The sequence below is a fragment of the Glaciecola sp. 2405UD65-10 genome (assembly GCF_048820975.1).
Taxonomy (GTDB): Bacteria; Pseudomonadota; Gammaproteobacteria; order Enterobacterales; family Alteromonadaceae; genus Glaciecola.
On sequence record NZ_JBMEUF010000002.1, the window covers coordinates 324,833 to 337,151 of the forward strand.

Here is a 12,319-nt window from a genome sequence, read left to right on the forward strand (position 1 = left end):
TTGTATCAAAATTCTTAAGTACTAGTTAAAACGGAATGTCGTCATCAAAATCAATATCAGGTTCAGACATACCAGGCGCTTCTTGGCGTGGAGGCTGAGGTTTTTGCTGGCCGCCTTGGTTGTAGCCGCCTTGCTGTGGCTGTTGGTTATAGCCACCCTGTGATTGCTGTTGCGCTTGCTGCTGAGGACGATTTTGTTGCTGGTTATAACCACCTTGCTGACCGCCGCCTTGTTGGCCGCCATCACTTCTTCCGCCGCCTAACATTTGCATGTTATCAGCAATAATTTCAGTGGTGTAACGGTCATTACCTTGTTGGTCTTGCCACTTACGCGTTTGAAGTTTACCTTCAATAAACACCTGAGAACCTTTTTTAAGATACTCGCCTGCAATTTCAGCTAGGCGGCGATACATAGTCACTCGGTGCCATTCAGTGCGCTCTTGCTGCTGGCCTTGTTGGTCTTTCCAGCTTTCACTAGTAGCAATGCTTAAGTTAGCTACTGCATTGCCGTTGGGTAAATAACGAACTTCAGGATCATTTCCTAAGTTACCAACAACAATTACTTTATTTATACCTCTTGAGGCCATTTCGTTTCCTTCATCAATCTGGTTTTACTGTACGTTACAGTGTGTATTAATAAGCCTTTGCGCTTCATTTGCATCAAATGTATTTGCGTCAACTTTTAGATATATTGCTGCGTCAATAGAGTCTAAAACAACTTCCTTAACGCCAATTAGGCTTTTGAGAGTACTGAGCAATTCAGTATGATTATTTTGCGTAATCGTATGACTTTCTAACGCTAGTGTAACGCGTTTTAGGCGCTCTGCGCTAGTCAAACCTCGAAATGTTAAGCTTAACAAAAAGATGACAATTAAACACATGATAAATGTGTATTCTGGCGAATAGTAGCTGTTCAGAAGGCCAGATAAGAGCCCTCCTAAAAATGCACCAAAAAACTGATGGCTCGCATAAATCCCCATTGCGCTGCCTTTGCGCCCGGCCGGCGATATAGACGATACCATTGACGGCATTTTCGCTTCTAAAAAATTAAAGCCAGTAAAAAATAATATACCCGCCACAGCAATAGATACCCAAGAAGGCACTTGTGCTATTAAAATCAGAAAACCTGCGGCCATGAAAAGCAAGGAAACTTTAAAGCTTAATCGAGCAGCTTGTTTGTCGAGTAATTTGATCATTACAAACAAGCAAACCACCGACGCCACTAATACTACTGAATATAATTTCCAGTGCTCAACTAACGGTATCGAAATATTCAGCAATAGCACCGGCACTTGCACAAAGAAGCAGGTAATCAACATATGCACAACCAACACAGATGCATTTAAGCGCCATAAATGCGGATGCTTATAGAGTTGAGCAAGCTGGTTCAGCTTTGGCAATGCATCGCCTGTGGGTTGCATAGCCATATTATTTGGCACCCCAAAGCGTACTAATGGCAAACATAATATAGATAAGCATGCGGTAATTAGAAAAATTCCTTGCATGCCAAGGCTATTGGCTATTATTGGCCCTATTAGCAAAGCCAAATAAAATGACATACCAATTGAGACACCAATAAGTGCCATAATTTTAGTGCGTTGCGATTCACGGGTTACATCGGTAGCTAAGGCCATAATAGCGCCAGCAATTGCCCCTGCGCCTTGTAAAATTCGCCCTACAGTTAACAGCCACATAGTGTCAGCTAAGCCTGCTATTAATGAGCCTGCTGCAAAAAATAACAATCCAACATATATTACGGGCTTTCGGCCCCATTTATCAGACAACAGGCCCATGGGTATTTGAAATAAAGCTTGTGTTAGCCCGTAGCCTCCAATAGCCAAACCCACCCAAAGCGCTGAATAATCAGGATATTCTTTCGCGGCTACCGCTATAACTGGAATAACCATAAATAAACCCAGCATGCGCAACACATACACAGAAGCTAAGCTCAGCCCCGCTTGCCATTCAGATTTATTCAAAGAGGAAGATTGCATAATTTAGAAAAGTTAGATCATCTACGTAAAAAACAGTAGGATATTTTAAACTGTTCAGGCGAAATTTGATAGTCACAAAGCGAAGTCATGTACTTGATATGTTTACAACATGATCTAGCCATACATTCTTACGTAACTAAACGCATAACTCTATGTCAACTGTGGCATAATACGAGATTACTTTGATTAGGTGTATTTAAAGCAAATATGGATAAGATAGAAGTTCGCGGTGCGCGCACGCACAACTTGAAGAATATTGACATTACCCTACCTCGCGACAAGCTTGTCGTTATTACCGGATTATCAGGCTCAGGCAAGTCATCACTCGCATTCGATACTTTGTACGCTGAAGGTCAACGACGCTATGTGGAAAGTTTATCGGCATATGCGCGTCAGTTCTTATCTATGATGGAAAAGCCTGACGTTGACCATATTGAAGGTTTATCGCCCGCTATTTCTATTGAGCAAAAATCAACGTCTCATAATCCTCGCTCTACCGTGGGGACTATCACTGAAATTTACGATTACTTGCGTTTATTGTTCGCTCGTGTAGGCACACCTATTTGCCCCGATCACAAAGTACCGCTAGACGCGCAAACCGTTAGCCAAATGGTTGATAAAGTACTGAGTTTTGAAGAAGGTACAAAGCTCATGCTACTTGCACCAGTGGTGCAAGAAAGAAAAGGTGAACACATTAAGACCCTTGAAGGCTTAGCCGCTCAGGGATTTATTCGCGCAAGGATTGACGGCGAAGTGTGTGACTTATCTGATCCACCTGAGCTAGATTTACGCAAAAAGCACACCATTGAAGTAGTTGTTGACCGCTTTAAAGTTCGCAGTGATTTACAGCTTCGCCTTGCTGAATCATTTGAAACTGCACTTATGCTTTCTTCAGGTACGGCTAAAATTGCTTATATGGATGAAGACCACGAAGAAGTCGTATTCTCAGCCAACTTTGCCTGCCCTCATTGTGGTTACAGTATTACAGAGTTAGAGCCGCGGATATTTTCGTTTAACAATCCAGCAGGCGCCTGCCCCTCGTGTGACGGTTTAGGCACAAGGCAATTTTTTGACCCACACCGCGTGATTGGCAATGACGAACTGAGTTTATCTGGCGGCGCTATTCGCGGCTGGGATAAGCGCAGTTACTACTATTATCAAATGTTAAAGTCAGTATCTGAGCATTTTAAATTTGACTTAACCATTCCTTTTGCCGAGCTAGATGAAAAAGCCAAAGACATTGTGCTAAATGGTTCTAAAGGCGAATCAATTAAGTTTAAATACATTAATGAGCGCGGTGACATAATGGAGCGAAAGCATCCATTTGAAGGCATTATTCCCAATATGGAGCGCCGCTACAAAGAAACTGAATCAAATACCGTACGCGAAGAGCTAGGTAAGTATATGAGCCATCAGCATTGTTCGGCTTGTGAAGGTTCTAGGCTGCGTTTAGAAGCTAGAAACGTGTTTATTGCTGAAACGAACTTACCCAAAATCGCGAATATGTCGATAGCCGATGCCTTCCATTTCTTTACTACCCTTGATTTAGCAGGCCAAAAGGCCGCCATTGCTGACAAAATCCTAAAAGAAATAATGGATAGGTTGCAGTTCTTGGTGAATGTTGGCTTAAATTACTTATCGCTAGAGCGAAGTGCCGATACACTATCAGGTGGTGAAGCTCAGCGTATAAGGCTAGCGAGCCAAATTGGTGCCGGCTTAGTGGGCGTTATGTATGTACTTGATGAGCCCTCTATTGGACTTCACCAACGTGATAACGAGCGACTACTAAAAACCCTTCGCCATTTACGCGATTTAGGCAATACCGTGATTGTAGTTGAACACGACGAAGACGCCATTCGAGAAGCCGACTACATTGTAGATATTGGCCCGGGCGCAGGTGTTCACGGCGGCGAAATTATTGCCGAAGGGTCTCTTGAAGATATTATGAGCTCAGAAAACTCATTAACCGGTAAATACTTATCAGGCGTTGAAAAAATTGATATTCCGAAAGTTAGAACCCCCACTACTGACCGCCCCTGGTTAGAGCTAAGTGGAGCCACTGGCAACAACTTAAAAGATGTTACGCTTAAAATACCCACTGGTTTAATGACCTGCGTAACCGGGGTTTCAGGCTCGGGTAAATCAACCTTAATTAATGATACTTTTTATAAAATTGCACAGCGCGAGCTCAACAGAGCTACGGTAGGCGAGCCCGCACCACATAAATCTATGACCGGCCTTGAGCACTTAGACAAAGTGGTAGATATTGATCAAAGCCCAATTGGCAGAACGCCTCGTTCAAACCCAGCTACTTACGCTGGCATATTTACGCCTATTCGAGAAATATTTTCAGGCACGCAAGAAGCGCGTTCACGCGGTTACAAACCGGGTCGCTTTAGTTTTAACGTTAAGGGTGGACGATGCGAAGCCTGCCAAGGTGATGGCGTAATTAAGGTCGAAATGCACTTTTTACCTGATGTTTATGTGCCTTGCGATGTTTGTCATGGCAAGCGTTATAATCGTGAAACCTTGGAAATTCGTTTTAAAGACAAAAACATACACGAAGTGCTTAATATGACGGTTGAAGATGCTCGCGCATTTTTCGATGCTATCCCCGCCATATCACGTAAACTGCAAACACTAATGGACGTGGGCTTGTCTTACATCCGATTAGGGCAATCAGCCACTACCTTATCTGGTGGTGAAGCGCAGCGCGTAAAGCTGGCTAAAGAACTCTCAAAACGTGACACTGGCCAAACCCTGTATATACTTGATGAGCCTACAACAGGTTTGCATTTCCATGACATTAAACAGTTGTTGCAGGTGCTTCATAGGTTAAGAGACCATGGCAACACCGTGGTAGTTATTGAGCACAACCTAGACGTAGTGAAAACCGCTGATTGGGTAGTTGATTTAGGCCCTGAGGGTGGTTCAGGCGGCGGCCAAATTATAGCTGAAGGCACACCTGAAGACGTAAGCGTAGAAAAACGTTCACATACGGGCAGCTTTTTAGCGCCTATGTTAGGCATAAAAAGGAAGTAAGATGTTTACTGAAACCTTCGCGGTTAGGTTTTACGAAACCGATGCGCTGCAACATGTAAGTAATACGGCACTTGCTGGTTGGTTTGAGGCGGGGCGGCAACCCATTTTTAAAATGTTTGTGCCTGATATGAACTTAGACAATTGGCCACTCATTATTGCCAGCTATAAAATTGATTTTCTTGCTCAAATTTATTTGCAACACGAAGTCACTATAAAAACGTGGGTCAAAAGAGTCGGTAACAGCTCTTTTGAACTTCACCAAGAGTGCTGGCAGCAAGAACAGGTTAAATCAAGGGGTGTCACCACAATGGTACACTTTGATTATGCCAGTGAGCGCTCAGTGGCTATTCCTGAACACATTAAAGAAGCGTTAGGTAAACACTTGTTAGATACCTCAAGTATGTAACACAAGGCAGCAAGGCCATCTAAAGGGAGATTTTGATGTCGGTCACTACTACGCAATTTATTAGAGTTGTTGAAAAAGCCCTCTCGCCTGAGTTGTGCAGCCGTATCATCAATATATTCGATAATAGTGAACACACTGTGGCCGGTAAAACCGGCGGCGGTGTAGATGAGTCAAAGAAGCGTAGCCTTGATGTTTCAATTCATCGAAACGCCGAATTCAAACCTATTCTTAATGAAGTTAGCCAAGTAAGTGCCGCGCATATTATCAGTTATTTTAGTGAGTTCTTCTTTGCCTTAATTGGCCCCATTGGCTTAACGGTGAAACACCCCACTACGGGGCAGGCAACAAAATTAAATGCCAATAACTTTAACGAAGTAGGCTTACCGCAAATTGCATCTTTAGTTGACCATATATTTCAGTTGGGCGAAATAAATGCCCAAAAGTACGAACGCAATAGTGGTGGCTACCCTTATTGGCACTCAGAAATATATCCGCAAAGAAATAGCATTGAAGCGCTTCATAGAAACCTCTTATTCATGTTTTATTTAAACGATGTAGAAGAAGGTGGTGAAACTGAGTTTGTTTATCAAAACGTAAAAATACAGCCCAAGGCTGGTACTATGGTAATTGCCCCTGCAGGTTTTACGCATACACACCGTGGCAATGTACCTAAATCAGATAATAAATATATCCTAACCTCGTGGGTCTTGTTTAACCCGGGGCAGAACATTTTTACCTAAAGGAAATGTTGTAGCTATGGTAAGTGAGTACTAAAGATGGGTGGTATAACAAAAAGTATGAACGGTTTGGAAAGCTTGGAAAGTATTAAAAGAATGGAAAATTAAAAAGCCTAGCAGCGAGTTAGCTCGTTGCTAGGCTATAGATGCATTAGTATTTAAACTGTTGCATGATTCTGTTGAAGTCTTCAGATAACTGTTCTAGTTCAGTACTTACCGAGCTAAGTTTCTCTGAACTTGATGCCGTATCTTCGGTTCGAGCGTTAATGTCGTCAACGTTGCTACTAATAGACTGCGCCACTGATTGCTGCTCACCGGTAGATTTTGCGATTTGATCGTTCATCGCAGTAATTCGGCTAATAGTTTCAGTAATAGCACCTAAACTACCACCGGCTTTGTTCGCTTCATCAACACTTAAGGATGCTTGTTCAGTACCTTTAGCCATAACGGTTACCGCAGTACGTGCTGCATTTTGCAGTTGTTCAATAGTCGCTTGAATCTCTTCTGTAGACTGCTGCGTACGAGATGCCAAGGTTCTTACTTCATCAGCAACAACAGCGAAGCCTCGGCCTTGCTCACCGGCACGCGCCGCTTCAATAGCCGCGTTTAATGCAAGTAAGTTAGTTTGCTCAGCAATGCCCTTAATTACATCAAGTACCACGCCTACTTGGTTAGAGTCTTCTTCAAGTTTCTTAATCACTACCGCAGTTTCATCAACGCGTGAAGCTAATTCTTGAATACTATGAACGGTTTGATTCACTACTTTTTGGCCGTCATCCGCGGCGCCTGATGCCTCGGTTGCTGCCGTTGCCGCTTCAGATGCACTTTGTGCCACTGCATTTACACTTGAAGTCATGTTATCAACAGCGGCCTTAGCATCAGCAGCTGATAACTGCTGCGCACTTATAGTAGAACGGGCATTTGTAGTTACATCATTTAAGTTTTCTGCAAGGGCAGCCAAAGGCTTACTTGAGTTACCTATATCAGTCACCACTCGCTGTAATTTATCAACAAATTGGTTGAACCAATATACTAAGTCGCCTATTTCGTCTTTATTGCCCGTTTCTAAGCGCTTGGTTAAGTCACCATCTTTTTGCGCTATGTCACGTAGTGAATTAACCACATCAACAATTGAATTTCTAAGATTACTTACAATTGGTACCGCTGCTGAAAGCAGTAAAACTGTAGTCACAATACCCATCACAATACCTAGCCAACTTAGATTTTGTGCGCGCTCATTTGCATCTTCAATAGCTGCTTCAAATAAGGCCAGCTGGTCATTATTGAAGGCTTCAAGATTGGTAGTAGAGTTATCAAACGCGGCATTCATTTGATTAGTCAGGTCGGCCAATTTCGAAAAATCAGCTGTGTTATTAACCATTGATAAACTTACGTCGTAGGCTACTTCAAAATATTCTGAGAATGATTGAGTAATAGGCTGAATTTGTTTAGATAGAGTGTCATCTAAATTGGCAATTACACCTAAGTTATCAAATGCTATTTCAGATTGCGCTTTAGCATTGGTTAAGGCTTCTTCGTCACCGGTGGTAACCGCAGCACTTAAGCTGGCACTTGTATTCTCAATGGCCACTAGCGCATTTTTAGAAGCTAAAACCGCAGGGAATTGAATTTTTCGTGCATTATCTAATAGCTCAACGTTCGTTCCTGCAGTATTTGCCGTAATTGCAACATAAATAATAAAATTAGCAATACCTATAATGGGTATCAGAAATAGCTTCTGAGCTATCGATAATCTTCCTAAAAAATTCATAATCCACCTAGCGTTTGGTATGTAGCACCTAGTTTGTAAAAAAGGTTCTAGCCGTCAAATGCACTCACTTCAATGCCTTGCAAGCTATAACCCACTGATGCAATATCACCTTCCCACCGCTGAGTTGTTAGTGTTCCGGTAATCCATACTGCATCGTATAAATTGTTTATCGGCACACCTTCAGAAAATCTTACATATACTATTTGATTTGATGGTGGTGGTGGAACATGTACACAAGCGCCAAAGTATGGGACTAACAAAAACTCGGTGATTTCATCGGTGTCTCCTTCCAAAGGAACTACGAAGCCAGGGATTTTAACTAATTGATTATTATAGCTTTCTACAAGCGGCGCATTGGGTGCCACTTGGGCCATGCTGCCAGTATGCTCCATTGAAACAGGTGGCATCGTATAATCTTTAGGTATCAAATCCTCCCAATAAATTTCTTTTGCAGGTGCCGCATTTATAGACAATGCGAACAAAAGGGCAAGGTGGAAAGTAAATATTTTTAATAGCGTTACGCAAGCTTGGTTTAAGCTGTTTTTTAGAATTATCATTCTTGTTCCTGTTGTTAAAAAAAAAGTCCGCATATGCGGACTTTAACGTTATTTCACTGAGAGCTTCAATAGTGCATAACTATTTTGCATTGTTCTCATAGCGCTGCGCACTTGCAACAATTTCGGCTTTAGCGGCTTCTTTGTCAGCCCAACCGTCAATCTTAACCCATTTACCTTTCTCTAAATCTTTATAATGAGAGAAGAAATGTTCTACTTGGTTTTTAGTTAAGGCTGGTACGTCTTCAATATCTTGAACGTCAGAGTAAATTGGAGATAGCTTATCAACCGGCACAGCAATCACTTTTGCGTCTATGCCCGATTCATCAGTCATGTTTAATACGCCAACTGGACGCACTTTTATAACTGAGCCAGCAATAAGAGGGTGTGGCGTCATAACTAATACGTCTACCGCATCACCGTCATCAGAAAGTGTGTTGTTAACGTAACCATAGTTTAAAGGGTACTGCATGCAGGTGCCCATGAAACGGTCAACAAAAAGTGCGCCAGTATCTTTATCTACTTCATACTTTATAGGCGAAGAATATGCAGGAATTTCAATAATCACATAAACTTCATCTGGCAAATTTTCACCCGCAGGCACATTATTTAAACTCATTAACTTTTCCTTTTCGTAAATTTTAACTGGGTAGTAAGGCCTAGGCTACAAGCTAAGCCTTACTTAATTATTTGTAGTAACTTAAGCAAGTTTCAACTTCTTCTTTAGAGCCTATTATAGTAGGTACTCTTTGGTGAATTTCAGTTGGCATAACTTCCATAATACGGCCTTCACCTGTATCAGCTAGCCCACCCGCTTGTTCAACCAAAAATGCCATTGGATTAGCCTCATATAGTAAGCGCAATTTACCTGGTTTCTCAGGATTGCGGTTATCAAACGGATACATAAAAATACCGCCACGGCAAAGTACACGATGTATATCACCCACCATTGCAGCTACCCAACGCATGTTGAAATCTTTTTCGCGTGGGCCATCAGCGCCTAAAATTAGGTCAGCTACGTAACGTTGCATAGGGTCTTCCCAATGGCGTTGATTCGATGCGTTAATCGAAAATTCACTTGTTTGAGTAGGTAGTTCGATATTAGGTTTAGTAAGCAGGAAACCGCCGTGGGTTTTATCTAAGGTGTAAATGTGCGTGCCTTTACCCGTGGTCATCGCTAACATGGTAGATGGTCCGTAAAGCACATATCCTGCAGCAACACTTTGCGTTCCTGGTTGTAAAAATGCAGATGGATCATCAGCTTCCATCCATTGGGGTGCATGAGTAATCGAGAAAATAGTACCAATCAAGCTATTGATTTCTGTGTTAGATGAGCCATCTAGTGGGTCAAAACTTACCAGGTAGTTGCCATCAGGTGAACAAGGAACAACATCTTCTTCCTCTTCACTACTAATTGCTTTTACATAGCCTGATTCTCTTAAGGTATCTTTTAGGATTTGATTAGAAATAACATCTAATTTTTTTTGTGTTTCACCCTGAACGTTTTCACTCAAAGTTGAACCCAATACACCAGCTAATGCGCCCTGACTAACGCGAAAGGAAATTTCCTTACATGCGGCGAGCAACGTTCTGATTAATAAAATAAGCTCTAATGGTGCACCATCTTGTTGTAACTGTGAATTAAGACGTTTCATTTACTTTCCGTTCCTTGTGTGTGGACTAACGAGGTTATAGTAACTGTTTTTCTCTAAAGACTTAAATCAACCTTTAGTCTATTCATTACTATAGTGTAACTGGGTTAGCGTCGGATTAAAAACAGTTTTCGGCTTGAACTACTCATCTGTTACACTCTTGTTATCTGTTTTACAAAGAATTTCACTATGCACGTACATATTTTAGGAATTTGTGGCACCTTTATGGGTGGCATTGCAGCCATTGCAAAATCCTTAGGTCACAAAGTTACCGGCTCTGATAAAAACGTTTACCCGCCTATGAGCACCCAACTAGAGCAATTGGGTATCGAATTAACACAAGGTGACGATGAAAGCCAATTTGAACCCTCTCCCGACATTGTTATTATTGGCAATGCTATGTCACGCGGAAACCCTGGCGTTGAATTTGTTCTAAATAGAAACTTACCTTACACAAGCGGCCCGCAATGGTTGTTAGATAATTTACTCAAAGATAAATGGGTATTGGCGGTAGCTGGTACCCACGGTAAAACCTCAACCAGTAGTATGCTGGCTTGGATTGCAGAAGATTGCGGCTTGCAGCCTGGCTTTTTGATTGGTGGCGTACCTGAAAACTTTGGGATTTCAGCCCGCTTGAGTGACTCGCCTTTTTTCATAATAGAAGCCGATGAATACGACAGCGCATTCTTTGATAAGCGCTCAAAATTTGTGCATTACCGCCCCAGAACGGTAGTGCTAAACAACCTTGAATTTGATCATGCTGATATTTTTGAAAATTTAGCCGCTATTCAAAAACAATTTCACCACTTAATCCGAACCGTACCGGCAAATGGGCTCGTATTAGCGCCATCAAATAACACTAATCTTAAACAAGTATTAGATATGGGCTGCTGGAGTGAAACCGCCTTAGCAGGTACCGCCCAAAATGCGTTGTGGTCAGCAGTCAAAGTCAATAATGACTACAGCGAATTTGAGATTTACCATAAACAGCGCCTATATGGCAAAGTTACATGGGATCTTATAGGCGAGCACAATATGGACAACGCCTTGATGGCAATCGCGGCAGCCCACCATGCTGGCGTGAAAATTCAAGATGCTATAAATGCACTTGCCACATTTAAAAATGTAAAGCGGCGCATGGAAATTAAAGGCACCGTAAATGGCATCACTATTTATGACGATTTTGCGCATCACCCCACAGCTATAGCAACCACGCTTGATGGCTTGCGAAACCGCGTTGGCGAGCAAAGAATTATTGCTATTATTGAACCTCGCTCGCACACAATGCGTATGGGTATTCACAAAGATGAATTAGCAAAAGCGTGGATAAAAGCCGATTTAGTGCATGTTATGCAACCTGCTGGGCTATCGTGGTCGTTAAATGAGGTGGTTAGTAATAGCCAAACACCGGTGATCATACACAACAAGGTAGATAACATAGTGAAAGCAGTGGCGCAGGAAGCTAAGCCAAATGATCACGTATTAGTGATGAGTAATGGCGGCTTTGATGGCATTCACAATAAGCTAATATCTGCGCTTGGAGAAATGAATGAGTAATGCAATCACCCTAGCGGTTACAGGCGCGTCTGGCGCACCTTATGCGTTGGCGCTTTTAAAGCAGCTAGTTTTGGCTGATTATAAGGTACACCTTCTTATGTCATCGGCGGCTAGAGTGGTGTTTGCCACAGAAGAAGATCTTAAAATACCGGCCAAGCCAGAAGGCGCAACGCAGTTTTTTACTGAATTAATGCAAGCTCGCGAAGGCCAAATTCGCGTATACGGAAAAGAAGAATGGTTCTCAGTAGTGGCTTCGGGTTCTTCATCACCCAAACAAATGGTAGTTTGCCCCTGTTCTACCGGCACATTATCAGCCATTGCAAGCGGCGCTTCTGACAACCTAATTGAGCGAGCCGCTGACGTAGTCATTAAAGAGCGTGGGCAACTAATTTTGCTACCCCGTGAAATGCCATTTTCTAGCATCCATCTTGAAAACATGCTAAAACTTTCAAACATTGGCGTTACTATTATGCCTGCGGCACCGGGTTTTTATCATCAGCCTAAAACCATTGAAGATTTAGTCAACTTTGTGGTGGCTAGGATCTTAAATCACTTAAACATTGAACAACAATTAGTTACCCCTTGGGGCTACGAAAAACCTAATTAA

General features: G+C 42.3%; 11 protein-coding genes. 5 read left to right on the forward strand and 6 right to left on the reverse strand.

Annotated elements, in window-relative coordinates; all coding sequences use genetic code 11:
• Nucleotides 1-25: 25 nt before the first annotated feature.
• Nucleotides 26-586: a single-stranded DNA-binding protein gene (locus tag ACOI22_RS13515; protein ID WP_420672646.1), complete on the reverse strand. Its 561-nt coding sequence runs from the start codon at nt 584-586 to the stop codon at nt 26-28.
• 24 nt (nt 587-610) lie between these two features.
• Nucleotides 611-1,978, reverse strand: a complete 1,368-nt coding sequence (locus tag ACOI22_RS13520) for an MFS transporter (RefSeq protein WP_420672647.1) — start codon at nt 1,976-1,978, stop codon at nt 611-613.
• Between the two features lie 222 nt (nt 1,979-2,200).
• Between ACOI22_RS13520 and uvrA the strand changes: the two genes are divergently transcribed.
• From uvrA to ACOI22_RS13535, 3 genes are read left to right on the forward strand one after another with little or no spacing between them, the layout of a single operon-like run.
• A complete protein-coding gene (gene uvrA / locus ACOI22_RS13525) occupies nt 2,201-5,035 on the forward strand; it encodes an excinuclease ABC subunit UvrA (protein WP_420672648.1) in 2,835 nt (944 codons plus the stop codon).
• Nucleotide 5,036: 1 nt separating this feature from the next.
• The gene (locus ACOI22_RS13530) at nt 5,037-5,441 is read left to right on the forward strand and encodes an acyl-CoA thioesterase (RefSeq protein ID WP_420672649.1); all 405 of its coding nucleotides are present in this window, start codon (nt 5,037-5,039) and stop codon (nt 5,439-5,441) included.
• A gap of 35 nt (nt 5,442-5,476) precedes the next feature.
• Nucleotides 5,477-6,181: a 2OG-Fe(II) oxygenase gene (locus ACOI22_RS13535; RefSeq protein ID WP_420672650.1), complete on the forward strand. Its 705-nt coding sequence runs from the start codon at nt 5,477-5,479 to the stop codon at nt 6,179-6,181.
• A 148-nt stretch (nt 6,182-6,329) separates the two neighbouring features.
• On the opposite strand, the gene ACOI22_RS13540 is transcribed toward ACOI22_RS13535, so the two are convergent.
• From ACOI22_RS13540 to ACOI22_RS13555, 4 genes are all read right to left on the reverse strand, one after another.
• Entirely contained in the window at nt 6,330-7,949 is a 1,620-nt protein-coding gene (locus ACOI22_RS13540) for a methyl-accepting chemotaxis protein (protein ID WP_420672651.1), read from the reverse strand.
• 47 nt (nt 7,950-7,996) lie between these two features.
• Nucleotides 7,997-8,506, reverse strand: coding sequence for a DUF3299 domain-containing protein (locus tag ACOI22_RS13545; RefSeq protein WP_420672652.1), 510 nt, complete (start codon nt 8,504-8,506; stop codon nt 7,997-7,999).
• A gap of 79 nt (nt 8,507-8,585) precedes the next feature.
• Nucleotides 8,586-9,122 carry an inorganic diphosphatase gene (ppa, locus tag ACOI22_RS13550; protein ID WP_420672653.1) on the reverse strand — a complete coding sequence of 179 codons (537 nt, stop codon included), beginning with the start codon at nt 9,120-9,122 and terminating at the stop codon, nt 8,586-8,588.
• A gap of 67 nt (nt 9,123-9,189) precedes the next feature.
• Nucleotides 9,190-10,158 carry a class 1 fructose-bisphosphatase gene (locus ACOI22_RS13555; RefSeq protein ID WP_420672654.1) on the reverse strand — a complete coding sequence of 323 codons (969 nt, stop codon included), beginning with the start codon at nt 10,156-10,158 and terminating at the stop codon, nt 9,190-9,192.
• A 186-nt stretch (nt 10,159-10,344) separates the two neighbouring features.
• Here ACOI22_RS13555 and mpl point away from each other — a divergent pair, with 186 nt between their 5' ends.
• Both mpl and ACOI22_RS13565 read left to right on the forward strand, forming a co-directional pair.
• Nucleotides 10,345-11,712 carry a UDP-N-acetylmuramate:L-alanyl-gamma-D-glutamyl-meso-diaminopimelate ligase gene (gene mpl / locus ACOI22_RS13560; RefSeq protein ID WP_420672655.1) on the forward strand — a complete coding sequence of 456 codons (1,368 nt, stop codon included), beginning with the start codon at nt 10,345-10,347 and terminating at the stop codon, nt 11,710-11,712.
• Nucleotides 11,705-12,319 (forward strand): flavin prenyltransferase UbiX, encoded by a 615-nt coding sequence (locus ACOI22_RS13565; RefSeq protein WP_420672656.1) that lies wholly within the window; start codon nt 11,705-11,707, stop codon nt 12,317-12,319. The genes mpl and ACOI22_RS13565 overlap by 8 nt, the downstream gene beginning before the upstream one ends.